At 64.5% G+C, this 26,459-nt stretch carries 26 protein-coding genes and 1 pseudogene; 17 read left to right on the forward strand and 10 right to left on the reverse strand.

What is annotated here, in order from left to right; all coding sequences use genetic code 11:
- Positions 1-427: 427 nt before the first annotated feature.
- The 5 genes from recF to rpsT form a co-directional block, all read right to left on the reverse strand.
- Entirely contained in the window at positions 428-1,564 is a 1,137-nt protein-coding gene (gene recF / locus Q2M23_RS07265) for a DNA replication/repair protein RecF (RefSeq protein WP_057015331.1), read from the reverse strand.
- A 46-nt stretch (positions 1,565-1,610) separates the two neighbouring features.
- A complete protein-coding gene (locus Q2M23_RS07270) occupies positions 1,611-1,898 on the reverse strand; it encodes a GIY-YIG nuclease family protein (protein WP_057015332.1) in 288 nt (95 codons plus the stop codon).
- 52 nt (positions 1,899-1,950) lie between these two features.
- A complete protein-coding gene (gene dnaN, locus Q2M23_RS07275) occupies positions 1,951-3,069 on the reverse strand; it encodes a DNA polymerase III subunit beta (RefSeq protein ID WP_074126563.1) in 1,119 nt (372 codons plus the stop codon).
- 264 nt (positions 3,070-3,333) lie between these two features.
- On the reverse strand, positions 3,334-4,764 hold the full coding sequence (gene dnaA, locus Q2M23_RS07280) for a chromosomal replication initiator protein DnaA (RefSeq protein WP_057015334.1): 1,431 nt from the start codon (positions 4,762-4,764) through the stop codon (positions 3,334-3,336).
- 1,227 nt (positions 4,765-5,991) lie between these two features.
- The gene (rpsT, locus tag Q2M23_RS07285; RefSeq protein WP_057015335.1) at positions 5,992-6,258 is read right to left on the reverse strand and encodes a 30S ribosomal protein S20; all 267 of its coding nucleotides are present in this window, start codon (positions 6,256-6,258) and stop codon (positions 5,992-5,994) included.
- A gap of 373 nt (positions 6,259-6,631) precedes the next feature.
- Here rpsT and Q2M23_RS07290 point away from each other — a divergent pair, with 373 nt between their 5' ends.
- The 3 genes from Q2M23_RS07290 to Q2M23_RS07300 all read left to right on the forward strand — a co-directional run bounded on the left by Q2M23_RS07290 (position 6,632) and on the right by Q2M23_RS07300 (position 8,665).
- Complete coding sequence (locus Q2M23_RS07290) at positions 6,632-6,949, forward strand: hypothetical protein (protein WP_016842666.1); 318 nt, start codon at positions 6,632-6,634, stop codon at positions 6,947-6,949.
- 130 nt (positions 6,950-7,079) lie between these two features.
- Positions 7,080-7,736 (forward strand): peptide-methionine (S)-S-oxide reductase MsrA, encoded by a 657-nt coding sequence (gene msrA, locus Q2M23_RS07295; protein WP_316395115.1) that lies wholly within the window; start codon positions 7,080-7,082, stop codon positions 7,734-7,736.
- A gap of 173 nt (positions 7,737-7,909) precedes the next feature.
- Entirely contained in the window at positions 7,910-8,665 is a 756-nt protein-coding gene (locus tag Q2M23_RS07300; RefSeq protein WP_410469699.1) for a polysaccharide biosynthesis/export family protein, read from the forward strand.
- Between the two features lie 131 nt (positions 8,666-8,796).
- Here the strand turns inward: Q2M23_RS07300 and Q2M23_RS07305 are convergent, their stop codons facing one another.
- The 3 genes from Q2M23_RS07305 to Q2M23_RS07315 all read right to left on the reverse strand — a co-directional run bounded on the left by Q2M23_RS07305 (position 8,797) and on the right by Q2M23_RS07315 (position 10,726).
- Positions 8,797-9,471, reverse strand: a complete 675-nt coding sequence (locus Q2M23_RS07305) for a dienelactone hydrolase family protein (RefSeq protein WP_057015338.1) — start codon at positions 9,469-9,471, stop codon at positions 8,797-8,799.
- 134 nt (positions 9,472-9,605) lie between these two features.
- A complete protein-coding gene (locus Q2M23_RS07310) occupies positions 9,606-9,941 on the reverse strand; it encodes a hypothetical protein (protein ID WP_057015339.1) in 336 nt (111 codons plus the stop codon).
- Positions 9,938-10,726 (reverse strand): alpha/beta fold hydrolase, encoded by a 789-nt coding sequence (locus tag Q2M23_RS07315; RefSeq protein ID WP_057015340.1) that lies wholly within the window; start codon positions 10,724-10,726, stop codon positions 9,938-9,940. The genes Q2M23_RS07310 and Q2M23_RS07315 overlap by 4 nt, the downstream gene beginning before the upstream one ends.
- 309 nt (positions 10,727-11,035) lie before the next feature.
- On the opposite strand from Q2M23_RS07315, the gene Q2M23_RS07320 reads away from it, so the two are divergent.
- The 4 genes from Q2M23_RS07320 to Q2M23_RS07335 all read left to right on the forward strand — a co-directional run bounded on the left by Q2M23_RS07320 (position 11,036) and on the right by Q2M23_RS07335 (position 16,638).
- Positions 11,036-11,527, forward strand: coding sequence for a (2Fe-2S)-binding protein (locus tag Q2M23_RS07320; RefSeq protein ID WP_026192016.1), 492 nt, complete (start codon positions 11,036-11,038; stop codon positions 11,525-11,527).
- The gene (locus tag Q2M23_RS07325) at positions 11,524-13,809 is read left to right on the forward strand and encodes a xanthine dehydrogenase family protein molybdopterin-binding subunit (protein ID WP_168856618.1); all 2,286 of its coding nucleotides are present in this window, start codon (positions 11,524-11,526) and stop codon (positions 13,807-13,809) included. The genes Q2M23_RS07320 and Q2M23_RS07325 overlap by 4 nt, the downstream gene beginning before the upstream one ends.
- 290 nt (positions 13,810-14,099) lie before the next feature.
- Positions 14,100-15,197 (forward strand): HD-GYP domain-containing protein, encoded by a 1,098-nt coding sequence (locus Q2M23_RS07330; protein ID WP_076824550.1) that lies wholly within the window; start codon positions 14,100-14,102, stop codon positions 15,195-15,197.
- A gap of 151 nt (positions 15,198-15,348) precedes the next feature.
- Positions 15,349-16,638 (forward strand): cytochrome P450, encoded by a 1,290-nt coding sequence (locus Q2M23_RS07335; protein ID WP_316395125.1) that lies wholly within the window; start codon positions 15,349-15,351, stop codon positions 16,636-16,638.
- 102 nt (positions 16,639-16,740) lie between these two features.
- Here Q2M23_RS07335 and Q2M23_RS07340 read toward each other — a convergent pair whose 3' ends face one another.
- Together Q2M23_RS07340 and Q2M23_RS07345 are read right to left on the reverse strand one after the other, a co-directional pair.
- Positions 16,741-18,321: an AMP-binding protein gene (locus Q2M23_RS07340; protein ID WP_316395127.1), complete on the reverse strand. Its 1,581-nt coding sequence runs from the start codon at positions 18,319-18,321 to the stop codon at positions 16,741-16,743.
- A gap of 209 nt (positions 18,322-18,530) precedes the next feature.
- A complete protein-coding gene (locus tag Q2M23_RS07345; protein WP_057015344.1) occupies positions 18,531-18,950 on the reverse strand; it encodes a VOC family protein in 420 nt (139 codons plus the stop codon).
- Between the two features lie 204 nt (positions 18,951-19,154).
- Here Q2M23_RS07345 and Q2M23_RS07350 point away from each other — a divergent pair, with 204 nt between their 5' ends.
- The 10 genes and pseudogenes from Q2M23_RS07350 (at position 19,155) to bchE (ending at position 26,340) form a co-directional block, all read left to right on the forward strand.
- Positions 19,155-20,126 (forward strand): Bug family tripartite tricarboxylate transporter substrate binding protein, encoded by a 972-nt coding sequence (locus tag Q2M23_RS07350; protein WP_057015345.1) that lies wholly within the window; start codon positions 19,155-19,157, stop codon positions 20,124-20,126.
- A 171-nt stretch (positions 20,127-20,297) separates the two neighbouring features.
- The gene (locus Q2M23_RS07355) at positions 20,298-20,585 is read left to right on the forward strand and encodes a DUF3551 domain-containing protein (protein WP_410469700.1); all 288 of its coding nucleotides are present in this window, start codon (positions 20,298-20,300) and stop codon (positions 20,583-20,585) included.
- A 130-nt stretch (positions 20,586-20,715) separates the two neighbouring features.
- The gene (locus Q2M23_RS07360; RefSeq protein WP_225162100.1) at positions 20,716-21,171 is read left to right on the forward strand and encodes an ArsR/SmtB family transcription factor; all 456 of its coding nucleotides are present in this window, start codon (positions 20,716-20,718) and stop codon (positions 21,169-21,171) included.
- Positions 21,156-21,518 (forward strand): annotated as a pseudogene (locus tag Q2M23_RS07365) (SRPBCC family protein); the annotation flags it as partial. The gene Q2M23_RS07360 and the pseudogene Q2M23_RS07365, both read left to right, overlap by 16 nt.
- An 18-nt stretch (positions 21,519-21,536) precedes the next feature.
- The gene (locus Q2M23_RS07370; protein WP_076824560.1) at positions 21,537-22,274 is read left to right on the forward strand and encodes a DUF899 domain-containing protein; all 738 of its coding nucleotides are present in this window, start codon (positions 21,537-21,539) and stop codon (positions 22,272-22,274) included.
- 144 nt (positions 22,275-22,418) lie between these two features.
- Positions 22,419-22,775 carry a DUF1428 domain-containing protein gene (locus tag Q2M23_RS07375; protein WP_028335567.1) on the forward strand — a complete coding sequence of 119 codons (357 nt, stop codon included), beginning with the start codon at positions 22,419-22,421 and terminating at the stop codon, positions 22,773-22,775.
- 128 nt (positions 22,776-22,903) lie between these two features.
- The gene (locus tag Q2M23_RS07380) at positions 22,904-23,521 is read left to right on the forward strand and encodes a hypothetical protein (RefSeq protein WP_057015349.1); all 618 of its coding nucleotides are present in this window, start codon (positions 22,904-22,906) and stop codon (positions 23,519-23,521) included.
- Positions 23,508-23,930, forward strand: coding sequence for a transcriptional regulator (locus Q2M23_RS07385; protein WP_057015410.1), 423 nt, complete (start codon positions 23,508-23,510; stop codon positions 23,928-23,930). Before Q2M23_RS07380 ends, Q2M23_RS07385 begins: the two co-directional genes overlap by 14 nt.
- 29 nt (positions 23,931-23,959) lie before the next feature.
- The gene (locus Q2M23_RS07390; protein ID WP_057015350.1) at positions 23,960-24,700 is read left to right on the forward strand and encodes a di-trans,poly-cis-decaprenylcistransferase; all 741 of its coding nucleotides are present in this window, start codon (positions 23,960-23,962) and stop codon (positions 24,698-24,700) included.
- A 113-nt stretch (positions 24,701-24,813) separates the two neighbouring features.
- On the forward strand, positions 24,814-26,340 hold the full coding sequence (gene bchE, locus Q2M23_RS07395) for a magnesium-protoporphyrin IX monomethyl ester anaerobic oxidative cyclase (protein WP_316395134.1): 1,527 nt from the start codon (positions 24,814-24,816) through the stop codon (positions 26,338-26,340).
- Positions 26,341-26,459: the final 119 nt, after the last annotated feature.

The following is a 26,459-nucleotide window of genomic DNA, read 5'->3' on the forward strand; positions in this document are numbered from 1 at the left end:
TTGTGCCATGAAAGAGGGGTTGCGCCTAGCGCAAAGTCTCCATCTACAAACTATTGAATAAATAGGATTTTTTAGGCCTGTTTCAAGGCTTTCAAAGGCGGATTCCGAGGGCTTTGAAAAGCCCGATTCGGTGGCGGATTCGGAGCCCCTATCGAGGCCGATTCTGCGCCGCCAGAAACATGATGAGACCAAGCTGAATTGGAGCGACTTCGGAGGTTCGCTTCTCCCCGCTGGGCAGGGCGAACCGGGGCGAGGGATGCTCGCGTAATTTCGGAATATTAGAATATTGTTCCTGAGTTGCCCGACGTGTCAAGCCGCTTGGTCGAACGCCTGCCGCCGCTGGCCACTTTGCATGGGGTTGTTTTCGATATTTTGGCAATGCGCTCTGCGACGGCGCCATCGCTTCAGATTGCCCTAGACTAGCCAATCAGCCGCGCCGCGTGGCGCGGCCGGATTCGACGTCGAAAATCTCTCCTCGCGGGCCGATATCGACGAACGCCGCGGGATCGGCGCCGGTCATCCAGACCTGCGCGCCGAGCTTGGCGAGCTCGTCGAACAGCGCCTTGCGGCGGTTCGGATCGAGATGGGCGACGACCTCGTCGAGCAGCAGCAGCGGCACGATGCCGGTCATCTCCGCGACCATCGTGGCGTGCGCCAGCACCAGCCCGATCAAGAGCGCCTTCTGCTCGCCGGTCGAGGCGTCACGCGCCGGCATGTTCTTCGGCGCGTAGACCACCTGCAGATCGGTCAGATGCGGGCCGTCGAGCGTGCGCCCGGCGGCGGCATCGCGCGGCCGGCTGGCGCGCAGGATCTCGCGGTAGCGGTCCTCCACCGCCGTTGCAGGCTCCTGCAGCAGCGCATTCTCCATCCAGCCGTCGAGCATGATCTCGGCGGAGGGGAAGGCCGAGGCCGCGCCGCGCTCGCGCAGCATCACGGCGAGCTTGGCGGCGGTCTGGCCGCGTGATGCGGCGACCGCGACCGCAAGCTCGGCGGTCTCGCGCTCGATCGCATCACACCAATGGTCGTCATAGTTGCGCACCTCGAGCAGCCGGTTGCGCGAGCGCAGCGATCGCTCCAGCGCGGAGACGCGGCTGGAATGCTCGGAATCGATCGCCAGCACCAGGCGGTCGAAGAAGCGCCGCCGTTCCGAGGCGGCGCCCATGAACAGGCCGTCCATCGCCGGCGTCAGCCACACGATGCGCAGATGATCGCCGAACGCGGTTGCGGACCCCACCGGTTCGCGGTCGATGCGGCAGCGCCTCGCGCTGCCGGCGTCGCCGGTCGGCGGATCGATACCGGTGCCGAGCGTCGCAAGGCCGAGCGCGCCCTCGACTTCGGCGGAGACCGCCCAGGAGCCGTCGCCCTGGTTGTCGGCGATGTCCTCCAGCGTCGCGCGGCGCAGGCCGCGGCCCGGCGACAGGAACGAGACCGCTTCCATGCAATTGGTCTTGCCGGCGCCGTTCGGCCCCACCAGCACCACCATGTCGCCGGCGACCTGCAGCGTCGCCGTCCGGTAATTGCGGAAATGCGTCAGCGACAGGCGGTGAATGCGGGACGGGGTCATGTTACCTTGTCATTGCCGGGCTTGACCCGGCAATCCATCGTCCGCGTCAGCGGACAATTTCATCATATAAGTCTCTCCAGTCGGGATTGCCGGCAACGATCAGATCGATCTTCCACTCACGCGACCAGTGCTTGATATTCTTCTCGCGCTGAAGTGCGGCGGCAATCGTCTCGTGTGCCTCAAAATAGACGAGCGTCTTGATGCCGTACTTCTTGGTAAAGCCCTCGGCCAGACCTTCGCGATGCTCGTAGACGCGCTGGACCAGATTATTGGTTACACCGACGTAAAGGGTTCCACCGGGCTTGCTGGCGAGGATGTACACCCAATAGGTCATCTCTTGCTCGATGGATGGCCGGGTCAAGCCCGGCCATGACGAGAAGGAGGAATCACACCCGCATCGGCATCAGCACGTAGAGCGCGCCCTTGCTGTCGCGGTCCTGCACAAGGGTCGGCGAGCCGGGATCGGCGAGCTTCAGCACTGCGACCTCACCCTCGATCTGGGCGGCGATGTCGAGTAGATAGCGCGAGTTGAAGCCGATATCGAGCGCGTCGGAGGCGTACTCGACCTCGAGCTCCTCGGTGGCGCTGCCGGAATCCGGGTTGGTGACCGAGAGCACCAGCTTGCCCGCGGACAGTGCGAGCTTCACCGCGCGGCCGCGTTCGCTGGAAATCGTCGAGACGCGGTCGACGGCGGCCTCGAAATCCTTCTTGTCGACGACGAGTTCCTTATCGTTGTTCTGCGGAATGACGCGGCCGTAGTCCGGGAAGGTGCCGTCGATCAGCTTCGAGGTCAGCACCACATTGCCGAGCGTAAAGCGGATCTTGCCGTCCGACAGCTCGATCGAGATCTCGGCGTCGTCGCCCTCGATCAGCCGCTGCACCTCGCCGACGGTCTTGCGCGGGACGATCACGCCGGGCATGCCGGTTGCGCCCTTGGGCAGCGCGAGGTCGATCTGCGCCAGCCGGTGACCGTCGGTCGCAACGCCGCGCAGGGTCGCCGCCTTGGCGCTGCCGGCCGCGTGCAGATAGATGCCGTTGAGGTAGTAGCGGGTCTCTTCGGTCGAGATCGCGAACTGCGTGCGGTCGATCAGGCGCTTGATGTCGGACGCCGGCAGTGAGAACGAATGCGTCATGTCGCCGGCGGCAAGGCCCGGGAAGTCGCTCTCGGGCAGCGTCTGCAGCGTGAAGCGCGAGCGGCCGGCACGCACGGCCAGCACCGAGCGGTCGCCGTCGGCTTCCAGCACGATCTGCGAGCCGTCGGGCAGCTTGCGGACGATGTCGTAGAACATGTGCGCGGGCACCGTGGTCGATCCGGCGGTTCCGGTCTCGGCGGCCAAGGTCTCCGTCACCTCGAGGTCGAGGTCGGTCGCCTTCAGCGACAATTTGGCGCCCTCGGCGCGGATCAACACGTTGCCGAGGATCGGGATGGTGTTGCGGCGCTCGACCACGCGGTGAACGTGACCCAGCGATTTCAGGAGTTGCGCGCGCTCGACGGTGACCTTCATTGCAATACCCGCCAGATCCCTCAGATGGAAAAGCCGGGCGGCCGTTCAGGGCAGCGCCGCGGCATTGGAAACCCGAAAAGCCGGATCAATACCGGATTTGATCAAACCCACGGGGGGACCGCAAGGTGGCGCGGATGGGCGGCCGGTGCAAGCGATACGGGCGCGAAACGAGCCCCGTTCCCCACGTTTTGGGTCGGAAAAAAGTTTAGCCCTCCCCTTTGGCGAGGGGAGGGCTATGGAACGATTCGGCCGGATGAAGCGGCCCTATTCCTGCAGCTGGCGCTTCAGCGATTCGACTTCCTCCGACAGCGCCGTGTCCTTGGCGACCAGTGCCTCAATCTTGCGCACGGCGTGCAACACCGTGGTGTGGTCGCGGCCGCCGAAGCGCCGGCCGATCTCCGGCAGCGAGCGCAAGGTCAGCGTCTTCGCCAGATACATCGCGACCTGGCGCGGGCGTACCACATTGGCGGTACGGCGGGACGACAGCAAGTCGGAGCGGCTGACATTGTACTGCCGGGCGACCACGCGCTGGATGTCCTCGATCTTGATCCGCTTCGGCTCCTGTGGGCGGATCAGGTCGCGCACCTCGCGCTCGGCCATCTCCAGCGTCACCGGCTGGTTGTTGAGCTTGGAGTGCGCCAGCAGGCGATTGATCGCGCCTTCAAGGTCGCGGCCGTTATGGGTGATGGTGCGCGCCAGATAGTCGAGCACTTCCTCCGGTACATCGAAGCTCGCATGGTGGGCGCGGGCGGCGGCGACGCGCGACTTCAGGATGCCGAGCCGCAGTTCCTCGCCGAGCGAGCCCATCTCGACCACGAGGCCACCGGCGAGCCGCGAGCGCACGCGGTCGTCGAGGCTTTCCAGATCCGACGGCGGACGGTCGGCTGCGATCACAACCTGGCGGCCGGCATCGATCAGCGCGTTCAGCGTGTGGCAGAACTCGGCCTGCGTCGACTTGCCCTGCAGGAACTGCAGATCGTCGATGACCAGCACGTCGATGCCGCGCAGCGCCTCCTTGAAGGCCAGCGCCGTCTGCGTCTTCAGCGCCGCGACGAAGCCGTACATGAACTTCTCGGCGGTGAGATACAGCACCTTGCGCTCGCCGCCGGAATTGCCGGCCCAGGTCACCGCCTGCAGCAGATGCGTCTTGCCGAGGCCGACGCCGGCATGAATGTAGAGCGGGTTGAACATCACGGGATCGCCGCGGCGACCTTCCGCGACCTGGCGGGCCGCCGCATGAGCCAGCGTGTTGGACCTGCCGACGACGAAGCTGGCGAAGGTCAGGCGCGGATCGAGCGGCGAGCCGCCGAGCGCGTCGTGGCTCGCGGACACCGGCGCGGTCGCAACCGAGCGCAGTTCAGGCACGAGCCGGCCGTCAGTGCGCTCGATGCGGCGCACTTCGACGGGCGCAACCGTTTCCTTCACCGGAGCCGTCGCGCGGATTGCCGAGCGCACGGTGAGGTCGATGCGATGCACTTCGGGCATCTCGGCCTGCCAGCAGGAGAGCACGCGTTCGGCATAGTGCGCCTGGATCCAGCTCTTGAGGAACCGGGTCGGAACCGACAGGTGCACGCTCTCGTCGTGCACGCTCTCCAGATCCATCCGAGCGAACCAGCTCGTGTAGACGTCCTCGCCAACGCTCGTCCGCAAACGTCCCTTCACCCGCGACCAGCGATCCTGTTCCGTGTTCGTCATTGCCTTCGTACTTCCAAGTCTGAGAGATAATCGTTGCGAAAGCGCCGTGCAGGTTTCCTGCCGCGGCGCGACCTCTAGCGAGCGCGGTCTGCTCCGGACAAAGCTCTCCCGTGTGGCGTCCATGCGCCACCCGACAGATCAGCTGTTTGGAGAAGATGCGCCCCGCGAGGTCAGCGCGTACTCGACGGACGCTTCGGGTGGGAGCTGACGTCCGAGGGGTTGATTACGGCACCACTGGAAATTTGCGCTTCGGCTGTCGTTGGTTCGACTGCAGTGATGATACCGTAAGCCATATGACCTCCCCCTCCCGCCGCGACGTATCGCGGCAAGTTGTCAGCTTGCTCGTGTCTTCAAATTCGAACTGCTGCTACCGAACACCGAAATGCCCGGCGCTTCGCCGCCGCCGTGTCGTCGTCAACCCGTTCACTCGCTCCGCGTTCCCGCTGCCAAATTCCGACTGACGTCCTGGTCTCTCTTGTTCGATCCCTCAAATTGCCGGGGACACCGCCGGAGAAATTTTGACACAGGTCGACCGTCCTCATATCGCTATGAGCCGTCAATTCAGCTTCGCTTGGAAAGCGTCGCTAACGCACACACCGCCGCCGATTTGTGCGTCCGCCCCTGGGTCTCAAACCGCGCTGATCTGGAGAGCCGTGGGCGTCGCGAACAAGAAATAAATACACCAAGCTGATTTTCTGACAATCCGTGGATTCGACGGGGATCGAGACTCTTCGCGACTGTTGCGGCGTTGCCGATGCTGAGTTGCGAAAGCAAGTTTTTGAATCAGCGCACAGATTCACGCGTGTCACAAACGACGGTGCAATACCAAAAATTTTTCATAGAAAATTTACATTTGGTCTCGCGCCGGTCATTTTTCCAATCGCTGTTCGGCGCTATGTGCATAAGTAATTCGCGAGACGTCATTTTTCTCGATTACTTTTGCAGGGTAACCCCGCTTCGCAAGTTTCGTCCGCGAAATGCTCGCGCGCTATTCCATCTATCTAGCTTAGCGAAGAACAATCTGTGGGCGAGTGCGGCGCGTTAAGCATGTCGAGCCGGTAGAACTACGGACGCGACGAAACATGACACGCAGTTCGTTGCGCGGCAACGCGAAGTGTTCTCGCGCTATGAAACTTCCACGACAAAAGTCGAGACAAAAACAAAAAGCCCGGCGCGAGCCGGGCTTCGTGACAAATGTGTTTTCCAGTCAGCTCTGGTGGCAAGCCGTTACTTCGCGAGCTTGGCGATGCTCTGCGTGAGGCGCGACACCTTACGGCTCGCGAGGTTCTTGTGAATGATGTTGCGCTGTGCTGCCTTCATCAGCTCGGGCTCAGCGCGGCTCATCGCCTTCAGTGCCGCCTCGCGGTCGCCGCTCTTGATCGCTTCCTCGACGGTGCGCACCGCGCCACGCATCTGCGTGCGGCGCGACTTGTTGACGATGGTGCGGCGGGCAATCTTGCGGGTCGCCTTCTTGGCGGAGGTGGTGTTGGCCATGGTTCTCTAACTGTCCTTCGGCGGTGATCGCTCGGTGGTCGGGCTTGCGCGCACCGGCCGGTTCAAATCTCAACTCTGATGTATTTGTCCAAGGTGGTTTTCTTGGGTGTCCTTGAGGCGGCCATGCGAAGAGCGCAAAATGCTGCCTCCGCATGCGACACTGTCCAAAGAACAGCGGCGGCAGGATTGCGCCCGCCGCCATCGGTCGGTCTTATAGATGGCGCGGGCTTAAGCGTCAACGCTTTCGGGACCCCAAAAGGGCCCGAAATCGTCCCTGCGGGGGCCGGATAAGCCGCTGAAGAGGTTGAATTTCCGGGGGGCGCCCGGTAAGGCCTGACGACGCGTGGGGCGCGACTGGGAGTTAGGGTGACGCATGATCCGCGGCTTTTTCCGTCTGATCGGCCTTCTGCTGCTGGCCGGCAGCTTCATCTTCATGGTCTATGACGGGGCCCGCTACGTCGCCGACCAGAGCCTGCGGTTCACCCAATTCGGCCAGTTCTGGAACGACATCCACCAGTCGAGCCAGCAGGCATTCCATGCCTGGGTGGATCGCTTCGCGCCCTGGCTCTGGAATGACGTGATCCGCCTGCTTCTGGAGCAGCCGGTATTCGCGGTGCTCGGCATTGCCGGCATCCTGCTGATGATCCTGTTCCGGCCGCGTAAGCCCCTGATCGGCTACGCGCGCGACTGACTTGTCGGCAGCCCTCCTTGGCTGCACCGCCCCGTAACGGGGCTGCCATCATCCGCGTAAGGACATATATAGGTGACAGCCGGCCCGCAGGCCGTTGCCGCGTCGGCCGATGTCCCGCCTGGAGGTGTCCATGTTGTTCATGCGCAAGACCACTGCGTTGCCAAGCGCCGCCGAGGCGTTGCCGGGCCGCGCGCCGCCGATCCCGACCGCGATCACCCATTTCGTCAATGGCAGCAAGTTGCAGCCGCCTTATCCGCAAGGCCTCGAGCAGGCGGTGTTCGGGCTCGGCTGCTTCTGGGGCGCGGAGCGCAAGTTCTGGGAACTCGGCGAGGGGATCTACACCACCGCGGTCGGCTATGCCGGCGGCCACACGCCGAACCCGACCTATGAGGAAGTATGCTCGGGGCGCACCGGCCACACCGAAGTGGTGCTGGTCGTGTTCGACCCGAAGAAGATCTCCTACGAGAGGCTGCTGAAGACGTTCTGGGAGAACCACAACCCGACGCAGGGCATGCGCCAGGGCAACGACATCGGCACGCAATATCGCTCCGCGATCTACACGTTCAGCGACGCGCAGCGCAAAGCCGCCGATGAGTCGCAGGCGATGTATCAGAAGGCGCTTGCCGCCAAGGGCCTCGGCGCCATCACCACCGAGGTCGCGCCAGCCGGTGAATTCTACTTCGCCGAGGACTATCACCAGCAATACCTCGCCAAGAATCCGGCGGGCTATTGCGGGCTCGGCGGCACCGGCGTGTCCTGCCCGATCGGCGTCGGCGTCACCGCCTGATCGTCTTGTTGAGAAAGAGCTCGCTCTGGAAAGCCGGTTTGCGCTCTTCCCGGGCACGGCTCCAAGCCAATGGGAGGCCGGCTGTTCCGGCCTCCCGCTCGATCCTCGAAAACCCTTTGTTAACCATAAGTGGTGCAAGACTGGGCCTGTCTCGCCGTTGAGGGATAGGTCCGGTGCCGGTTGCACGCGCGTTACGATTGCCGATCACTGCCGTTGTGGCTGCGCTCGCGCTGTCTGGTTGCATGAGCACGTCCCGTCCCGTCGCCGTCGGCCCGCAAGGCGTCGATGCCGTCACCTACGGCCCGGCCTACGCACCCGCTCCGGTTGCCGATGCAGGCGGCGGCGGTGCGATCAGCGCATTGCGTTCCGCCTTCGCCAGCACGTCCCCTGGTTATGGCTATGCCGCACCGGCCGCCGCCCCGGTCGTCTATGCCGCCGCCTCCCCGGGTGGACCCCCCGCCGGTTACGACAACGGCTATCACCTTGGCCCCGGCGACAAGCTTCGCGTGGTGGTCTACGGCCAGGAAGGCCTGACCAATTCCTATGCGATCGACGCCGCGGGCGCGATCACCATGCCGCTGATCGGCTCGGTGCCGGCGCGCGGCCGCACGCCGGCCGGGCTTGCCGGCGAAATCTCGGCACGGCTGCGCAACGGCTATATCCGCGAGCCTTCGGTGGCGGTCGAGATCGAGTCCTATCGTCCGTTCTTCATCCTCGGCGAAGTCCAGGCCCCCGGCCAATATCCCTACGTGCCGAACATGACGGTCGAGAGCGCGGTCGCGATTGCCGGCGGCTTCTCGCCGCGTGCCCGCCGCGACAGCGTGACGCTGACCCACACCGATGCGTCCGGCTCCGGGCGCTTTGTGGTGCCGCTGGGCACGCCGATGAGCCCGGGCGATACGGTATTCGTCGGCGAGCGCTGGTTCTGAAGAAGGATAGTGTCCTTCTTCATTCCGGGATGGTGCGTTAGCACCAGACCCGGAACCTCGAGATTCCCCGATGCGCAATTGCGCATCTGTGGTTCGATACTGCGCATCGCCCCGGAATGACGCTTGCAGCGTCACTTCTTCAGATGCTTTGCGAAAAACTCCATGCTGCGCGGCCAGGCGATGTCGGCGCTTGCCTTGTCGTAGCTGGCGCGCTCGTCGCAATGGAAGCCGTGCTGCGCGCCGGGATAGATGAAGACCTCGACCTCGGGCCGCTTCGACTTGATGGTCTCGACATCGCCCAAGGGAATGCCGGCATCCTTCTCGCCAAAATGCAGCTGCGTCGGTACCGCCGGCTTGTCGTCGGCGAAGCGCACGACGGCGCCGCCGTAATAGCCGACCGCGGCTGACAGCCCGGCCAGCTTGGTGGCGGCAGCATAGGCGACGCTGCCGCCGAGGCAGAAGCCGATGATGCCGACCGGACCGGCCGGCTTCGCCGCGTCGATCGCCGCCTGGCTGTCGCGCAGCATCGCGGCCCAGTCCGGATTGGCGACGAACTTCCGCGCCTCGGCGATCTCGTCGGGGGAATAGCCGCTCTGGAAGTTCGGCGTGATGCGGTCGAAGATCGAAGGTGCAACCGCGACATAGCCTTCCTTCGCCAGCCGGTCGCAGACCGAGCGGATGTGGTGATTGACGCCAAAAATCTCCTGGATCACGACGACCGCGCCCTTCGGCGCGCCGGCAGGATCGGCGCGGTAGGCGCCGAGTTCAAATCCGTCCGAAGCTTTGAGTTTGATGTCTTGTCCCATGGTCCATCCTTGTCAGTTTGGGGGGTGCATGAAGCTCTCGATGATGAGGCGCGATGACATCGTCGTCGCGCTTTGGCTCTTCGTTTGAACATGGCCGTTTCGGAAAACCGCTTCGCACTTTTCCGGACCATGCTCTAGCGCCACATCCAGTTCTCGCCCCAGTCGGCCTTCCAGCCGGTCAGCCGGTGTTTGCGGAATTGCAGGAAGAGGCGGTCGTGGTGCGGAAACAGCCCGCTGCCGCCGAGGTCGCGGAAGGTCAGGAAGATCTCGTTGCCGGGCCGTCCGCTGACATAGGTGAAAGGCGTGCCGAGCGCGCGCTGCGCGTCCGCAACGCCCATGCCGAACACCAGCGGCGTGGTGTTCGACAACGTCGCAGTGAAAGTGGACGGGGCTGTGACGAACGGCAGCTTCTGCGCGCTCGCCCCTGTCGTCGCCGCAGTCAGCAACAAGGCAACGGCGATTGTCTTCATGGCGCGGGCTTTCCCGGCGCGCCGGCTTCAAGGCCATCCAGGAACGGCAGCACCGCGGCGATGAAGGCCTGCGGCTGGTCGATGTTGACGGCATGGCCGGCGTTCGGAATCACCGCCTTCCGCGCCCCGGGGATTTTTGCCGCCATGTAGTCGGACGCCGCCAGGAACGGCGTGTCGTCGGCGCCGACCACAACCAGTGCTGGCACCTGGATCCCGGGCAGCGATTCGATCACCCGTGCATCGCGCTGTGCCAGCATGCCGCGCGCGGCGAGCGCGAGGCCCCTGGCGTTGCGATGGGTGACCGACGCGCGCTCGGCGCTCAACGATCTAAGCACCTCGAGCCCTTCGCGGTCGAAGCGGTCGCCGGTCTCGCGGGCGCGCTTGTTCCAGACCTCACGGGCGTCGTCCTTCTTGAAGCCCGGACCGGTGTCGATGATCAGCAGCGCCCGCACCCGCTCCGGATGGGCGCGATGAAAGGCGAGCGACATGTAGCCGCCGAGCGACAGCCCGCCGACGATCGCCTTGTCGGCGCCGGCGGCGTCGAGCAGAGCGGCGATGTCGCCGACCGTCAGCGCTTCGCTATAGGCATCGGAATCGTCGGGATAGTCGGACTGGCCGTGCCCGCGCATGTCCCACAGGATCAGCTTGTGCCGTTGCGACAGCGCCTCGATCTGGCCCTGCCACATCGCCGAGGTCGAGGAATAGCCGTGGGTCAGGATCAGCGGCGGGCCATTGCCGTGAACCTCGTAGTAGATCTCGACGCCGTTGCGGTTGAGCTTGGCCATTGACGGGCTCCTTGTGTTTCTCTTGCCGCTGTCATCGGACGGCGTTGCCGGTGCTTGCTGCCGACGCTTTGAGCAAGCGCCTGGCGATTAGACACGAACGCTGGCATTCCAAAAAGCGTCATGCCGTTGCCGCATCGCACAACAGGCATCTTCGGAAATTTATTCTTTTCGAGCAATTCCAAATTGGATTGCCTCCAGCCGGGAACCGGATCATTGTTTCGGCAACTGTCGCTTACCCGGTGGGCGCCGGCCAAGACCCAACAGTGAGTTGCCGCCGTAAGCGGCTTCCTACACCGGAAGGGGAGAGAGATGCCAAATCTCAATATCAACGGACGGAATATGTCCGTCGAGGCGGCCAATGACACGCCGCTGCTTTGGGTCATCCGCGAGCAATTGCAGATGACGGGCACCAAATTCGGTTGCGGCGCCGGTCTGTGTGGCGCCTGCACGGTTCACGTCAACGGCGAAGCGGTGCGGTCCTGCCAGACCTCGGTCGCCGACGCCGTCGGCAAGAAGATCACTACCATCGAAGGCCTCTCCGCCAAGGGCGATCATCCCTTGCAGAAGGCCTGGGTCGCCGAGCAGGTGCCGCAATGCGGCTACTGCCAGTCCGGCCAGATCATGCAGGCGGCGGCACTGCTGTCGAAGAACACCAACCCGACCAAGGAAGAAGTGGTCGCGCATATGGACGGCAACCTCTGCCGTTGCATGACCTATTCACGAATCCAGAAGGCGATCATGCGCGCTGCGTCCGACATGCGCACCGCATCGGCCACCGGATCCGAGCGGAGGGCCACATGAACAAGCACGTGAAAAACCTCGCGCCAGAGACGACCGATCTCAGCCGCCGTTCCTTCCTGGTCGGCACCGCTGCAACCGGCCTCGTGCTCGGCTACGCCGGGTCCGGCATCGATCAGGCGCTCGCGGCACCCGCGCCCGCCAACTTCGAGCCGAGCGTCTGGTATTCGATCGCGCCCGACGGTCTCGTCACCGTGACCTGCGGCAAGGCCGACATGGGCCAGCACGTCGCCTCGACCATGGCGCAGATCGTGGCCGAAGAGCTCGGCGCGAACTGGAAGGACATGCGGGTTCAACTCGCCTCCAACGATCCGAAGTTCAACGATCCCGTGCTGGGCGCGCAGATCACCGGCGGCAGCTGGTCGACGATGATGAACTTCGACGCGATGAGCCGCGCCGGCGCAGCCGGCCGCATTGCATTGACCGAGGCGGCGGCGGCCTCCATGGGCGTGCCGGCCGGCGAGCTGGTGGTACGTGACTCCAGGATCAGCCATGCGAAGTCGAAGAAGTCGATGTCGTTCGCCGAAGTGGTGAAGAGCGGCAAGGCGACCAAGACCTTCACGGCGGATGATCTGAAGGCGATCAAGCTCAAGACGCCCGACCAGTACACGATGATCGGCGTCTCGGTGCCGCAACTCGACATCCCGTCGAAGACCAACGGCACGGCCAAGTACGGCATCGACGTGATGGTGCCGGGCATGGTCTACGGCGCGCTGGTTACCCCACCGGTGCGTTACGGCGCCACCGTGAAGTCGGTCGACGATAGCGCGGCCAAGAAGCTGCCCGGCTTCATCAAGGCCGTCACCCTCGACGACAAGACCACAACCACGACCGGCTGGGTCGTCGCGGTCGCCAACACCTATGCGCAGGCGAAGAAGGCCGCGGCGGCGCTGAAGATCAGCTATGACGGCGGTCCGAACGCGAAGCTGTCGAGCGAATCGCTGCTCGCCGAGGCCAAGCGGCTTCAGGGACTGGACGATTCCGGCCAGTTCTTCGTCAAGGACGGTGATCCCAAGGCGGCCTTCGGATCGGCGGCCAAGGTGCTGGAGGCGGAATACACCACCAACATCAACATCCACGCGCCGATGGAGCCGATGAACGCCACCGCGGAGTTCAAGGGCGACATCCTGCACATCTATTCCGGCAACCAGTTCGCGACGCGCTCCGGCGCGATTGCGGCCGGCGCCGCCGGGATCGATCCGAAGTTCGTGGTGATGCACCAGATGTGGCTGGGCGGCGGTTTCGGCCGGCGTCTCGACGCCGACATGATGGTGCCCGCGGTGCAGGCGGCGAAGGCCGTCGGCAAGCCGGTCAAGGTCATCTACACGCGCGAAAACGACATGACGATGGATTTCTCGCGTCCGCTGACCTACCAGAAGGTGAAGGCCGGCATGGACGGCGACGGCAAGATCGTCGCGATGAGCCACGACGTGGTCTCGGCCTGGCCGACCGCGCGTTGGGGAATCCCCGATTTCCTCACACCGTCGGTCGACAAGAAGGGTCCGCTCGACTCCTTCACCGTGAACGGAGCGGACTTCTTCTACACCGTGCCCAACCACTATGTGCGGGCGATCAAGAACGAGATGGCGCACAACGCCACCCCGTCTGGTCAGCTCCGCTCGGTGGCGCCGGGCTGGACGTTCTGGGCGGTCGAAAGCATGATCGACGAGATTGCGCATGCGACCGGCAAGGACCCGGCGCAGCTGCGCATCTCGTTGCTCGACGGCAAGGGCAAGAATGACGGCGGCGCGCAGCGTCTCCGCAACACCTTGCTTGCTGCGATGGGCCTTGCCGGCTACGGCACCAAGCAGCTGCCCAAGGGCGAAGGCATGGGGGTGGCCTGCGTGTCGTCGCAGGAGCGCGCCACGGCGAGCTGGACCGCCTGCGTCGCCCATGTCGCGGTCGCCCCGTCGGGCGAGGTGACGGTGAAGAAGCTGACGGTTGCGACCGACGTTGGTACGCAGGTGAATCCCGACGGCATCCGCGCCCAGGTCGAGGGCGCGGCGCTGTGGGGCATGTCGCTGGCGCTGTTCGAGAAGGCGACGTTGAAGGACGGCGGCATCGAGCAGACCAACTTCGACAGCTACACGCCGCTTCGGATGAGCCAGCTGCCGGAAGTCGCGGTCAACGTCATCGCCAATGGCGAGAAGGCGACCGGCGTCGGCGAGCCCGCGGTGACGGTGGTGGCGCCGGCGATCGGCAACGCCGTCTTCAACGCGGTCGGTGCCCGCGTTCGCGGCCTGCCGATCACCGCGGAAGCCGTCAAGGCTGCGATGAAGGCGTAACGGCCTGAACGAACAAGAACGCCGGAGAGCACGAGCTCTCCGGCGTTTTTCTTTGCTCCGCGCGTCGGCCGGGCAGTGACGGCATCAACTTCGACGCCGCAGAAATTCATGATTCACCGCCGATCTGCGCAACTGCATCGATTTCCGGCCGGCCTGATTTTGCTGGCGGATTCGGCGATCCCTCAAATTGTATCCATTGCGCTTAAGCGCCGTTCAGCATCCCCATTAAGCCGGAGGGAACGCATCGTCAGGTAGCGTCCGGCGTCGGTCGTTACCGCGACGGGGATGCCATGACTGCCTTAGCCAACAACCAGACTTCGAAGCGCCGCCTCCTGCTGGCGTCAGATCGAAGCGATCAGAGCAATGAGCTCGCCAACATCCTGCGCTCGGTGGGCGAGGTCGATACCGTTCCGACCTCTGACATTCCCGAGCAGCCGGCCCGCGATCTCTCCGGCATCGTCGTCGACATCAATCTGCGCTCGCCCGAAGCCGTGCAACTCGTCCGCGCCAAGCTGCAGGCCGACGCCTATCGCGAGATGCCGCGGCTGTTCGTGCTGGCGGACGCCTTGCATCACGCCTCGATGCAGGCCTGGGCGCTCGGCGCCACCGACACGATCTCGCGGCCGTTCGATGCGCGCGGCATCCTGCAGCGCATCCGCGCCGCATTCCCCGACGACAGCGGCTATGACGAGACCGATCGCGGCAAGGCGCTCAACCGCGGCGTCGAAGCCGCGCACGGCGTGATGGTCAAGATGTTCGAGCGGATGCGCGCCGGGGAGCCGCTCAAGTTCGAGGACATCGTCGCCGCCGAGAATAAGATCCTCAAGGCGATCAAGCACAACTCGCTGCGCGAATGGCTGACCACGGTCGGCTGCCATCACCAGGAGACCTATCGCCATTGCCTGTTCGTGACCGGTTTTGCGGTTGCGTTCGCGCAGCACCTCGGCATGCGTGAGGACGATCAGCGCCGGCTCGCCCGCGCCGCGCTGCTGCACGACGTCGGCAAGGCCTTCGTCCCGGTCGCGCTGCTCGACAAGCCCGGCGCCTTGACGGTGGAGGAAATGGCCGAGATGCGCGAGCATCCGCGCCGCGGCTACGAGGCGCTGTCCGCGCAGGGCGGCTTCCCGCCGGAAATGCTCGACGTGATCCTGCATCACCACGAATTCCTCGACGGCACCGGCTATCCGAACGGCCTCAGCGGCAACCAAATCAGCGACATCGTCCGCGTCACCACGATCGTCGACGTCTATGCCGCTTTGGTCGAGAAGCGCGCCTACCGGCTGCAGTTCACCCACGCCAAGGCGTTCTCCATGATGGAGGAGATGGGCGGCAAGCTCGACCAGCAATTGCTGCAGGCGTTCCGCCCGGTGGCGTTCGGGCACTATTGAGTCCTCAACCCCGTCATTGCTACGTCGCTTCGTCGTCGCAATGCCGGCTGAGGCGACGGCTCTAGCCAATCAACGCAAGTCGTGCTCCTTACCTCCGCCTAGATTCCGGTGATCATCGGCAAGACCGATGCTCCGACGGGTGAGGACGATCATGGATACGGCAACGACCGGGGATTTCGACATCCCCGCCGACATCGCGGCAACCCTCGTCGATCCCGTCGCCTATGCGGACGACCGCATCCACGACAGCTATCGCTGGCTGCGCGCCAACAACCCGCTCGGCATCGCGCGGCCCGAGAAGTTCGACCCGTTCTGGGTGGTGACCAAGCACGCGCATATCCAGGCGATCAGCCGGCAGAACGAGCTGTTCCACAACGCCGATCGGCCGACCACCCTGACGACGCAGGCGCTCGAGGAGCGCGTTCGCAAGATCACCGGCGGGCCCAATTTGGTGCGCTCGCTGGTGCAGATGGACGCGCCAGACCACCCGAAATATCGCGCGCTGACGCAAGGCTGGTTCATGCCGGCCAATCTCGGCAAGTTCGAGGCCCGCGTCCGCGAGATCGCGCGCGCCACGGTGCAACGCATGCTCGCGAGGGGCGGCGCCTGCGACTTCGTCGAGGATGTCGCGCTCGGCTATCCGCTGCACGTCATCATGGAGATCCTCGGCGTGCCCGAGACGGACGAGCCGCGCATGCTCAAGCTGACCCAGGAACTGTTCGGGCCGCAGGATCCCGACACCGCGCGCGTCCGCGACGCGCTGAGCGCGGAGCAGGTCTCCGCGATGTTGCAGGCGATCATCGCCGACTTCTCCGCCTACTTCCGCAAGATCACCGAGGATCGCCGCCAGCACCCGCGCGACGATCTCGCCACCGTCATCGCCAACGCGAAGATCGGCGGCGAGTACATGCCGGAGCACGATCAGACCAGCTATTACATGATCGTCGCGACGGCGGGCCACGACACCACCTCATCCTCGACCGCCGGCGCGATCTGGGCGCTGGCCAGGGACCCCGCGGAATTCGCCAAGGTGAAGGCCAATCCGGACCTGATTCCGGGCCTGGTCGACGAGTCGATCCGCTGGATGACGCCGGTCAAGCATTTCATGCGCTCGGCCACCGCGGATACCGAGCTCGGCGGCCGCAAGATCGCCAAGGGCGACTGGCTGATGCTGTGCTACGCCTCGGGCAATCGCGACGAGGAGGTGTTCGAGGACCCCGATCGCTTCCGCAGCGACCGCAAGCCCAACCGCCATGTCGCGTTCGGCTATGGCGCGCATCTCTGTCTCGGTCAGTACCTCGCCAAGCTCGAGATGCGCATCCTGTTCGAGGAGCTGCTTCCCCACCTGAAGTCGCTGTCGCTCGACGGCGAGGTGAAGATGACCCAAGCCTATTTCGTCAATGGCCCGAAGAAGCTGCCGATCCGGTTCGAGGTGAATTGAGTACTTGTCATTCCGGGATGGTCCGAAGGACCAGGCCCGGAATCTCGAGATTCCGGGTTCGATGCTAACGCATCGCCCCGGAATGACGCGATCAAGTCCGCCTCACTCCAGCATCTTCCTGAGCTCCGCCTTCGCGACCTTCTCCAGCGTCGAGCGCGGCATCTCCTCGACAAAGCGGATTTCGCGCGGCAGCTTGAAGTCGGCGAGGCCTGCACGGCAAGCGGCCATGACGTTGTCGTGGAGGTCGACGGGCAGCTTGGCGACGCCAGCCTGCGGGATGATGAAGACGACCGGGACCTCGTCCAGCATCGGATGCTTCTTCGCCACCACGGCGGCTTCGCGTACGCCCGGCACCACCGCGATCACCTGTTCGATCTCGGAGGCCGCGACATTCTCGCCGCCGACCTTCAGCATGTCCTTGGAGCGGTCGCCGAACTTGATGTAGCCGCGCTCCAGCATCGTGACGCGGTCGCCGGTGATGAAATAGCCGTGCTCGTCGAAGCTCTCGCGCGTGGCCTTTTCGTTGTGCAGATATTCGGCGAACAGCGACAGGCCGGGGATTCCCTTGATCAGGAGGTTGCCGGTCTCGCCGACCCCGGTCGGCGCGCCGTCGTCATTGACGATGCGGATTTCGTATTCGGGAGCGGCGCGGCCGATCGACATCGGCGTGTTGGGCTGATCGACCTCGCCGATGATGCCGTGGGTGATGGTCTCCGTCATGCCCCACCAGCCGATGATCTTGATGCCGAACACGCTGAACGCCGGCGGCTCGTTCACGGCGGTGCCCCAGAGCCGGAACCTGTGATCCTTCGGCACCTCGTGCTCCAGTAGCGCCTTCATGCAGAACGGGATCGTCGAGGTCCAGGTCGAGCCATGCTCGATCGCCACCGGCCAGAAGCGGCTCGCCGAGAAGCGCGGCTGGATCACGCAGGTGCCCCCGACCCACAGGCTCGCCAGCATCGAATAGGCCAGCGCGTTGGTGTGAAACAGCGGCAGATAGGTCTGGTGCACGTCAAAGGCGTGCAGGTCCTGATGCGCGGCGTTGATCTTGGCGCCCCACAGCGCGTTAGCGTGGGTCCACAGCACCGCCTTCGGCCGCGACGTGGTGCCGGAGGTATATTGCACGCTGCAGGGGGCGAGCGGATCGGTCGGGCGACGCGGCCGGTCGGCGCTGTCGGCAAACAGCGCGTCGAAGCTGTCGCCGCGCGCAAGCGACTGTGCCGGCGCTTGCCCGGCGTCGTGCGAGGTCACCGCGATCCAGCGCAGGCTCCTGCAGTTGGCGGCGATCAGTTCTGCATAGGCCGGCTGCGTGATCGCGGCGACCGCGCCGCAATGGCCGGCAAAATATTCGATCTCGGCGGCGGCGGAACGGGTGTTGGTGGTGACCGCGATGGCGCCGAGTTCGACGCAGGCGAACCACGACATGATCGCCTCGACGCAATTGTCGAGATGGATCAGGACGTAGTCGCCTTGCCGGATGCCGCGCTTCGCAAGGCCCGCAGCCAGCGCGCCGACCCGCTCATGGAATTCGCCGTAGCTCCAGCGCCGTGCCGGCGTGTCGAACGGCGCCCAGATCAGGAATGGATGGTCGCGGCGCACCTCGGCGCGCATCCGCAGCAGCCATGGTACGTCGAGCCCCGCAAACGGTCCCACGATGCCTGGTGCTGGATTCGAGTTGGCCATATGTCCTCCCGCGCAGCCTTGTCGGCCGCCCTTGGTCTTGGTTGGGAGCAGTTCTGCCATCGGCGTGCGCCGAGAGCAAATCGGGATTTGCAAAGCGGTTTTGCGCTGAAGCAATCTGTTCCGCCGCACGGAAGAGATCAATTTATTCGCAGCATCCGTTATCGGGCGCGCCTTCGCACGCCGCGCCGGCTCGCAAGGACGAACGAAAGCTAGGTCGCGTTCTTCTCGTACGACGAGATCTCGATCAGGCTGCCGTCGGGGTCGCGGCAATAGACCGAGCGCAGCGTGCCGCGCGCGCCCTGCTTCGCCACCGGGCCTTCCTCGATCCTGACGCCATTGGCCTTCAGATGTGCGACCACTTCCTCGGGCGTGCTCGAAGTGAGGAAGCAGAGATCGTCGCTGCCGGCCGCCTCGTGATCGGCGGTGAACCAGTCCACCTTGTCGGCATCGCGCGGCCGCACATTGATCTTCTGGTTGCCGAACACCAGCGAGGTGCGCGGTGTCTTGCCCTTGCCGGGGTCGAACACCTTCACCTCCATGCCGAGGATCCTGCTGTACCAGGCAACCGAGCGCACGACATCGGTGACGTTGATCACGAGATGGTCGAGCCCATTCACCTTGACGGACATGATCGATCCTCTTCGGTCCAGAGTGCTTTCGAGCGATGTGGTCGCCGGTTCTGGTGCGATCAGAGCCGAAGCTTAGTCTTTCGTCGCGGTCGGCGGCGCACGTGTCGCACTGGTCGCTTCAGGCATTGTTTGTTAAAACCGCGCCGCACGCAACGCAACAGAAACGGGCAGGGCGCCAAACCCTGCTGGATTGGGAGAAACTTCATGATTTCACGCCGTACCGCGCTGGGCCTGATCGGGTCGGGGATTTCGACATTCGCGATCGGCCGCGCTTCCGCTGCCGACTATCCGGCGCGGCCGGTGCGCTGGATCGTGGGTTATCCGCCGGGCGGCGCCACCGACATCATCGCGCGCCTGGTCGGGCAGCGGCTGTCGGAGAGGCTCGGGCAGCAATTCGTGATCGAGAACAAGCCGGGCGCCGGCAACAATATCGGCACCGAGGCGGCGATCAATGCCGAGCCGGACGGCTACACCGTGCTGCTGGTCAATCCGGCCAATTACATCAACGCCTCGCTTTACGCCAATCTGAAGTTCAACTTCGTGCGCGACGTCGCGCCGGTTGCTTCCTTCAATCGCGTGCCGAACGTGATGACCGTCAACAAGGACGTACCGGCCAAGACCGTCGCCGAGTTCATCGAATATGTGAAGGCCAATCCCGGCAAGGTGAACATGGCCTCTTCCGGCAACGGCACCTCGGTGCATCTCTCCGGCGAGATGTTCATGGCGATGACCGGCTGCAAGATGCAGCATGTGCCGTATCGCGGCGCCGCGCCCGCGATCACCGACATGCTCGGCGGCCAGGTGCAGGTGATCTTCGACAACATGCCCTCGATCATCCAGCACATCCGCTCCGGCGCGCTGCGCGCGCTGGCTGTGACGTCAACGGAGCGATCCTCGCAACTGCCCGATGTTCCGTCGGTTGCCGAAACCGTAAAGGGCTACGAGGCGAGTGCGCTGTTCGGCATGGGCGCGCCGAAGAACATGCCGAAGGAAGTTATCGCCAGGCTCAACACCGAGATCAACGCCGTGCTCGCCGAACCCGACATGAAGAAGCGCCTGGTCGAGCTCGGCGGCGATCCGCTGATCCAGACGCCGGAAGCCTTCGGCAACGACATCAAGGCCGAGACCGACAAGTGGAAGAAGGTGGTCGAGTTTGCCGGCCTCAAGGTCGAGTAGGCCTCGCAAGAGGCGCGATGCTGGATCGCGCGGGACAAACGTGGCCCGCGTGGTACAGCCGGTCCCTGGCCGAAGCCGGTTTCGTCGGCCTTGACGCGGAATAAAATGACCTTCAGGAACCTTATCAAAGATGCCGCACCTGGCTAACTGCGGCGTCCGAGGAGCCGGATCATGCGCGCATCGGGATTGGCAATGCTTGTTCTGGGAACGATGACGCTCGCAGGCGCGGCGAGTATCACGCCCGCTTCCGCCGATCCTTATGACTACCCATGGTGCGCGCAGGGCCCGAGCCTGGGTTATCCCGGCGAATGCGCTTACCGGACCTACCAGCAATGCCTCGCGAGCGTGTCCGGCCGCTATCTCTATTGCGGCGAGAATCCGCGCTTCCTGTTCAGCGAACCGCCGCCGCCACTACCGGGCCGCTATCAGCGTCGGCACCGGACCGTTTATCCCGACTAGCGTTGCGGCATCACCGCAAGGCAGTCTGTCGCCACTGTTCCTGACGTTCGTCCCTCGCGTCGGGTCCATGCTGACGTGATCGTGAAGCCGCGCACTTGACGTCACGCCGTTTGCGCCTATACTAAACCAAATGGTTAAGTATCAGGATGAGACGCTGGACCGCACCTTTGCGGCGCTTTCCGATCCCACCCGTCGCGCGCTGCTGGCGCGGCTCGGCGACCAGGAAAGCCTGTCGGTGAGCGAGCTGGCGCAGCCATTCGCGATGTCGCTGCCGGCGATCATGAAGCATCTCGACGTGCTCACCGATGCGGGTCTCGTCGCGCGCGAAAAGACCGGCCGCACGGTGGCGTGCCGGCTCACCGCACGGCCGATGGAGCAGGCGATGAACTGGCTCAATCGCTATGCGCAATTCTGGTCCGACAATCTCGACCGCCTTGCAGCCTTTGTGGAGGAAGAACCATGGCAAACCAATCCGCAGTCGCCGCCGACGCCGGCCTCGCCGCGCGCCCAAGCCTCACCCTCACGCGGCGCCTCCGCGCGCGGCCGGAAAAAGTCTACGCCGCGTGGACCGAGCCGGAAAATCTAGCGCAGTGGTTCGGACCGGGTGGGGTCAAGCCGGCCACGACGCGTGCGGAGCTCGATGTCCGCGTCGGCGGACGCTATCGCATCGGATTCATCGGCACCAACGGCGAATATCACGAGGTCGGCGGCGTCTATCGTGAGGTGGTGCCGAACGAGAAGCTGGTGTTCAGCTGGGCCTGGCATTCGACGCCCGAACGCGAATCCGAGGTAACGATATCGATCAAGCCCGATGCCGGCGGTACGTTGCTCACCTTCCATCACGCGCAGTTCGTCGATGAGACCGCCCGCGACAACCACCAGCGCGGCTGGACCGCATTCCTCGGCAATCTGGAAAGCTTCGTCGACGCCTGACCTGCAAAGGAGCATCCCATGCAACAGCACATGATCGTCTCGCGTGAAGAATGGATCGCAGCCCGCAAGGCGCTGATGGCCGGTGAGAAGGAACTGACCCAGGCCCGCGAAGCGCTCAGCCGGCAGCGCCGCGAACTGCCCTGGGTCAAGGTCGACAAGGACTATGTGTTCGACGGGCCGGGCGGCAAAATGACGCTCGGCGATCTCTTCATGGGCAGGCCGCAACTCGTGGTGCAGCATGTGATGTTCGCGCCGGAGTGGGACGCGGCGTGCAAGAACTGCTCGTTCTGGGCCGACGGTTTCGAGCGCATGGTTCCGCATCTCGCCGCGCGCGACACCACGATGATCGCGATCTCGCGGGCGCCGCTCGTCAAGCTCGACGCATTCAAGGCGCGGATGGGCTGGACCTTCGACTGGGTCTCCTCGGGAGAGAGCGACTTCAACTACGATTACGGCGTGTCGTTCACGCAAGCGCAGATCGATGCGGGGAACGCGAAATACAATTATGGAACGACGCCGCTCTATGGTCCCGAACTGCCCGGCATCAGCGTGTTCTTCCGCGATGAGACAGGGAGCGTGTTCCACACTTACTCGACCTTCGCGCGCGGCCTCGACATGATGAATGCCGCCTATCACTATCTCGACCTGACGCCACTCGGCCGCCACGAGGAAGGATTGCCCTATCCGATGGATTGGGTGCGGCTACGTGACCAGTACCAACCGGCGCCGGTTCAGGCATCCTGCTGTCACAGCTGATCGTCATTGCGAGGGGCTCGCGACAAAATTGCAGGGCAATTTTGCGTGGAAGCGACGAAGCAATCCATCTTCAGCGTTTGGAGAGATGGATTGCTTCGCTGGCGCTCGCAATGACAGGGAGCCCAAACAGCAGGAAACCGCCCAATGCCTTACGTCGATGGATTCATCGTCGCCGTGCCGAAGAAGAAACTCAAAGCCTATGCGCAACTCTCGAAGAAGGCCGGCAAGGTCTGGCGCGAGTATGGCGCGTTGGATTATCGCGAATGGGTCGCCGACGACGTCAAGCCGGGCAAGCTGACCTCGTTTCCGCAGAGCGTGAAACTGAAGGCCGGCGAAACCGTCGTGTTTGCCTGGATCACCTACAAGTCGCGCGCCCAGCGCGACCGGATCAACGCCAAGGTGATGGCCGATCCGCGCCTGGCATCGATGAGCATGGGTGACGTGCCGTTCGACGGCAAGCGGATGATCTATGGCGGCTTCGCCAGCCTGGTGAAGGTCTGACGCGGCACGGTTTCGCCGCAATCCGCGCAGTAACCAGCTGTTAAACATCACGCTCGGCAAGCCGCGCGATGCCGCTTGCGTTTACTTGGTGATCCCGTATACTTTGCAATACAAAGTTCGGGCGAATCATGCGTGACCTCGACAAGGCGTTGGCCGATATCCTCGCCATCCGCAGCCAGATTGCGGCCGGAACGGCGTTCCGCGGCTACGGTCCGGCAACCGTCGCCGCCACCAGCGGCATCGCGCTGGTCACGGCGCTTGCGCAATATCTCTGGCTCGCCGATCCCACCGCTCATCCGATCGCGTTCCTCGCAGGCTGGGCGGCGGCCGCGTTGGTCTCCGCCGTGCTGATCTGGATCGAGATGCAGGCGCGCTCGCGGCGGCATCATTCCGGCCTTGCGGACGCGATGGTCCAGCAGGCGATCGAGCAGTTCGTTCCCGCGGCGATCGCCGGCGTGCTGCTCGCGATCCTGCAATGGAAGTTCGCGCCCGAGACGTTGTGGATGCTGCCCGGCCTGTGGCAGGTGCTGGTCAGCCTTGGCGTGTTCGCTTCGGTCCGCCTGCTGCCGCGCACGATCGCGCTCGGCGGCGCCTGGTATTTCCTGTCGGGCTTCACGGTGCTCTTGATCGCAAGCCAGAGCCACGCGCTGTCGCCCTGGACCATGGGACTGCCATTCGCGATCGGCCAGTTGCTGCTCGCAGCGCTGCTCTATTTCGCTTCCGGAGGCCATGATGCCGAAGACTGACCTGACCACCGCGCCGTTCGCCTATGACGGCCTCGACCGCGTCATCCACGAGAAGGCGCGGCTCGGCCTGCTGACCTCGCTGATGGCGCATCCGAAGGGGCTCGCCTTTGCCGATCTCAAGCAGCTCTGCGGCCTGACCGACGGCAACCTCAGCCGGCACCTCCAGGTGCTGCAGGAGGCCGGTCTCGTCGACGTCATCAAGGGCTATGAAGGCAATCGTCCGCACACCACCTGCCGCCTGACCAAGAGCGGTCGTCGCCGCTTCCTCGACTATCTCGCCGTGCTCGAGCAGCTGGTGCGTGACGCGGCCAAGGCCGCCGGCACGGCCGAGAGGGCCGCCGGCACGGCAGAAAAGGCCGCCGGCAAGGACGACCGCGCAGCTGGCCGCCTCGGTATCCAGCCGGTTTGAACCATCTCATTTTGTCCGGAGACTTTGTGATGCAAAGTAACGTCGCGCTCAAGCCGGAAGCCGCCTTCAGGCTCCATGTCGGCATCATCATGGATGGCAATGGCCGCTGGGCAACGCGGCGCGGCCTGTCACGGCTGCGCGGACACGAGGCCGGCGTCGAGGCGATCCGCCGCATCGTCGAGGCCGCGCCGGACCAGGGCGTCGGCACGCTGACGCTCTACGCCTTCTCGAGCGATAATTGGCGCCGTCCGAAGGCCGAGGTCGCGGCACTGATGGGCCTGCTGCGCTTCTATCTCGCCAACGAGATCGCTGCGCTCGTGCGCAACGGCGTTCGCCTCACCGTGATCGGCCGCCGCGACCGGCTGCCCGACGGAATCGCCGCCGCGATCACGCGCGCCGAGGCCGAGACCGCCGGCGGCACCACGCTGCATCTGCGCATCGCGATCGATTATTCGGCGCGCGACGCCATCCTGAACGCCGCCGCGCGCGCGGCCGGCGCCGGCGAGCTCAGCCGCGAGACGTTCTCCGATCTCATTACCGGCGAGGCCGGGCTGCGCGACGTCGACCTGATCATCCGCACCTCGGGCGAGAAGCGGCTGTCGGACTTCCTGCTCTGGGAGGGCGCTTATGCCGAGCTGCATTTCACCGAGCGGATGTGGCCCGAATTCGATGCCGACGATCTCGCCGACGCACTCGGCTCCTTCCATCGCCGCGAGCGCCGCTTCGGCGGACTGACCGCGATCGCGCCGGCGGAGGTGCCGAACCTCTAACGCGTCAAGCCGCGCCAACTGCTCTCTTCCTAAAGCCCGGCCGGGGGGTTGGGCTTTCTCTCACAAGATGCGGGGACGAACGATCACGCCAACCAAAGCGGGAGCGATCATCCATGCGCATTCTTCTCATCAACGTGCCGCACCCGGCGATCGGCAGCCGGATCCCCGACGACCATCTGCCGCCACTTGGCCTGTTGTCGATCGGCGGCCCCCTGATCGATGACGGCCACGACGTCGGTCTTATCGATGCCGAGTTCGGGCCGATGCCGGTCCAAGCCATCGTGGCGGAGGCATCGAGATTTGCACCGGATGCGGTGCTGTTCGGCCATTCCGGCTCGACGTCGGGCCATCCGGTCATCGCCGAGGTGGCGCAGGCGATCGTCAAGGCCGTGCCCGGTGTGCGGATCGTCTATGGCGGCGTGTTTCCGACCTATCACTGGCGCGACATCCTGCGCGAGGAGCGCTACGTCACCGCGATCGTGCGCGGCGAGGGCGAAGAGACGGCGCGGCGTCTGATGCGGGCGCTGGAGGCCGGCGAGGATCTCCGCATCATCAACGGCATCGCATTTCGCGACGATTACGGGCCGCGCGTGATGCCGCCTGCGCCTGTCATCCGTGATCTCGATGCCTATCGCGTCGGCTGGGAATTGATCGATCACGCGCGCTACAGCTATTGGGGCGGCCTGTGCGCCGTCGTCGTGCAGTTCTCGCGCGGCTGTCCGCATCTGTGCAATTACTGCGGCCAGCGCGGCTTCTGGACGCGGTGGCGGCACCGCGATCCCGTGCGCCTTGCGAAGGAGCTGGCGCGGCTCCATCGCGAGCACGGCGTCAAGGTGATCAATTTCGCCGACGAGAATCCGACCGTCTCGAAGAAGGCGTGGCGGGCCTTTCTCGAGGCCCTGATCGCGGAGGATGTCGATCTGATCCTGGTCGGCTCGACCCGCGCCGACGACATCGTGCGCGACGCCGATATCCTGCATCTCTACAAGAAAGCGGGGTGGCAGCGCTTCCTGCTCGGCATGGAGAACACCGACGAGAAGACGCTGGAGCTGATCCGCAAGGGCGCGACCACCACGATCGATCGCGAAGCCATCCGTTTGATGCGCCAGCACGGCATCCTGTCGATGGCGACGTGGGTGGTCGGCTTCGAGGAGGAGACCGATCGCGATCATTGGCGTGGTCTCAGGCAGCTGTTGTCCTATGATCCCGACCAGATCCAGATGCTCTACGTCACGCCGCATCGCTGGACGCCGTATTTCCGTCTCGCGGCGGAGCGGCGCGTCATCCAGACCGATCGCAGGCTCTGGGACTACAAGCATCAGGTGCTGGCGACCCGGCACATGCCGCCATGGCGCGTGCTGCTCTGGTTCAAGTTCACCGAGATGGTGCTGCAGTGCCGCCCGAAGGCGCTGCTCCGCGTGCTGCTCCACCGCGACGCCGGACTTCGTCACGCGATGCGCTGGTACACGCAGATGGGCCGCCGGGTCTGGCCGCACGAAATCCTCGGCTTCCTGCGCGACAAGAGGTTAAAGAACGGGCCCACCGTGCAGGAATTTTGGGGCGCGCCGCAGGATATGGAGGAGGAATCGATGTCGTCGCACCGGCCCGAGCGCCGCGTCGGCCCATCACGCGCGGCGTAAGTCGATACCGTCTTGTCGGGTTCTGGATATCTGACGCTGATGACTGGACGCCTCAGTCATCAGCGCGATAATTTCCAGGTCGGCTGCGCAGAACAAAAAGAACCGTGGCGGTCGAGGCG

Origin of the sequence: Bradyrhizobium sp. 33ap4 (genome assembly GCF_032654765.1) — a bacterium.
Taxonomy (GTDB): Bacteria; Pseudomonadota; Alphaproteobacteria; order Rhizobiales; family Xanthobacteraceae; genus Bradyrhizobium; species Bradyrhizobium australafricanum.

Coding starts and splice junctions, on each gene's coding strand:
- recF (WP_057015331.1), bottom strand. CDS start 1,564: ATGACCCCGTCCCGCATTCACCGCCTGTCGCTGACGCATTTCCGCAAT.
- Q2M23_RS07270 (WP_057015332.1), bottom strand. CDS start 1,898: ATGACCTATTGGGTGTACATCCTCGCCAGCAAGCCCGGTGGAACCCTT.
- dnaN (WP_074126563.1), bottom strand. CDS start 3,069: ATGAAGGTCACCGTCGAGCGCGCGCAACTCCTGAAATCGCTGGGTCAC.
- dnaA (WP_057015334.1), bottom strand. CDS start 4,764: ATGACGAACACGGAACAGGATCGCTGGTCGCGGGTGAAGGGACGTTTG.
- rpsT (WP_057015335.1), bottom strand. CDS start 6,258: ATGGCCAACACCACCTCCGCCAAGAAGGCGACCCGCAAGATTGCCCGC.
- Q2M23_RS07290 (WP_016842666.1), top strand. CDS start 6,632: ATGATCCGCGGCTTTTTCCGTCTGATCGGCCTTCTGCTGCTGGCCGGC.
- msrA (WP_316395115.1), top strand. CDS start 7,080: ATGTTGTTCATGCGCAAGACCACTGCGTTGCCAAGCGCCGCCGAGGCG.
- Q2M23_RS07305 (WP_057015338.1), bottom strand. CDS start 9,471: ATGGGACAAGACATCAAACTCAAAGCTTCGGACGGATTTGAACTCGGC.
- Q2M23_RS07310 (WP_057015339.1), bottom strand. CDS start 9,941: ATGAAGACAATCGCCGTTGCCTTGTTGCTGACTGCGGCGACGACAGGG.
- Q2M23_RS07315 (WP_057015340.1), bottom strand. CDS start 10,726: ATGGCCAAGCTCAACCGCAACGGCGTCGAGATCTACTACGAGGTTCAC.
- Q2M23_RS07320 (WP_026192016.1), top strand. CDS start 11,036: ATGCCAAATCTCAATATCAACGGACGGAATATGTCCGTCGAGGCGGCC.
- Q2M23_RS07325 (WP_168856618.1), top strand. CDS start 11,524: ATGAACAAGCACGTGAAAAACCTCGCGCCAGAGACGACCGATCTCAGC.
- Q2M23_RS07330 (WP_076824550.1), top strand. CDS start 14,100: ATGACTGCCTTAGCCAACAACCAGACTTCGAAGCGCCGCCTCCTGCTG.
- Q2M23_RS07335 (WP_316395125.1), top strand. CDS start 15,349: ATGGATACGGCAACGACCGGGGATTTCGACATCCCCGCCGACATCGCG.
- Q2M23_RS07340 (WP_316395127.1), bottom strand. CDS start 18,321: ATGGCCAACTCGAATCCAGCACCAGGCATCGTGGGACCGTTTGCGGGG.
- Q2M23_RS07345 (WP_057015344.1), bottom strand. CDS start 18,950: ATGTCCGTCAAGGTGAATGGGCTCGACCATCTCGTGATCAACGTCACC.
- Q2M23_RS07350 (WP_057015345.1), top strand. CDS start 19,155: ATGATTTCACGCCGTACCGCGCTGGGCCTGATCGGGTCGGGGATTTCG.
- Q2M23_RS07355 (WP_410469700.1), top strand. CDS start 20,298: ATGCGCGCATCGGGATTGGCAATGCTTGTTCTGGGAACGATGACGCTC.
- Q2M23_RS07360 (WP_225162100.1), top strand. CDS start 20,716: ATGGTTAAGTATCAGGATGAGACGCTGGACCGCACCTTTGCGGCGCTT.
- Q2M23_RS07370 (WP_076824560.1), top strand. CDS start 21,537: ATGCAACAGCACATGATCGTCTCGCGTGAAGAATGGATCGCAGCCCGC.
- Q2M23_RS07375 (WP_028335567.1), top strand. CDS start 22,419: ATGCCTTACGTCGATGGATTCATCGTCGCCGTGCCGAAGAAGAAACTC.
- Q2M23_RS07380 (WP_057015349.1), top strand. CDS start 22,904: ATGCGTGACCTCGACAAGGCGTTGGCCGATATCCTCGCCATCCGCAGC.
- Q2M23_RS07385 (WP_057015410.1), top strand. CDS start 23,508: ATGCCGAAGACTGACCTGACCACCGCGCCGTTCGCCTATGACGGCCTC.
- Q2M23_RS07390 (WP_057015350.1), top strand. CDS start 23,960: ATGCAAAGTAACGTCGCGCTCAAGCCGGAAGCCGCCTTCAGGCTCCAT.
- bchE (WP_316395134.1), top strand. CDS start 24,814: ATGCGCATTCTTCTCATCAACGTGCCGCACCCGGCGATCGGCAGCCGG.